The sequence below is a fragment of the Sulfuricurvum sp. RIFCSPLOWO2_12_FULL_43_24 genome, assembly GCF_001829605.1.
Classification (GTDB): Bacteria; Campylobacterota; Campylobacteria; order Campylobacterales; family Sulfurimonadaceae; genus Sulfuricurvum.
In genome coordinates, this window is record NZ_MIBT01000021.1 from 1 (window position 1) to 824 (window position 824).

General features: G+C 29.2%; 1 protein-coding gene. It reads left to right on the forward strand.

Annotated features, from left to right (window positions below):
- Positions 1-824 (forward strand): hypothetical protein (locus A3G19_RS02085; RefSeq protein WP_294870341.1); only part of this gene is annotated, 824 nt, incomplete at both ends.

Genomic DNA, 824 nt, shown 5'->3' on the forward strand with positions numbered 1-824 from the left:
TCACTTTAATAGCCGTTAGCCAAAAAAACGAGGAATTTACAGATAGTAGTCCAAGAATAAAAGTCATTGCTAAGAGAATAAAATACATAGGTATACTACTTTTACTATTTACTTTAGCATCTACCGCATTTCTATATTATCAAGATAACAAATATGACAATAGTTCTGATAAAGAAAAATTAAAAGTTGCATTATTTAAAAGAACAAAAATATGTTCATCTGAACCCAAGGTAGAATCTTCAAAAACGACAGGAATAATTGAAGTTATTCAGCCAACAACTGATTATGACATTGAAGCTAAAAAAGCGATTTACATGTTCAATTCTCCACTAAAACTATTAGAGTGGGGAGTTCCTATTGTTAGAATGAACGGAATGGATTATTCCTTATATAAACGGTCAAATGAAACATTATTAATTGCACGAAAAGCAGTGAAAAAAGCTAAATTTCAACTTATAATTTCTAAAAATGACCAAGATATACGTACAATTATCAAGAGTATAGAATTTGAAAAAGGTATAAAAAAAGAAAAAAATCTTGTTGATCAGATATGGAAAAAGAAATCTATATCAAAAAATGACACTGAAGTATTTTGTCCAGAATTTCTTATTAATCCCAATATACAACAACATCCCAGAAAAATGATATTGCAAGCCCTTAATATCAAAAACAACACCAATATAACTGAATTCTCAACAATGAATCCTAATCGTGTTGAGGCAAAATTTTATCATGACTTTTCAAAAGATATTAATGAAACAAAACTGACCGAAAGCAGTCTCAAAGGTCATCCGATCTATGCAGATTGCCCTCAGGATATTTAT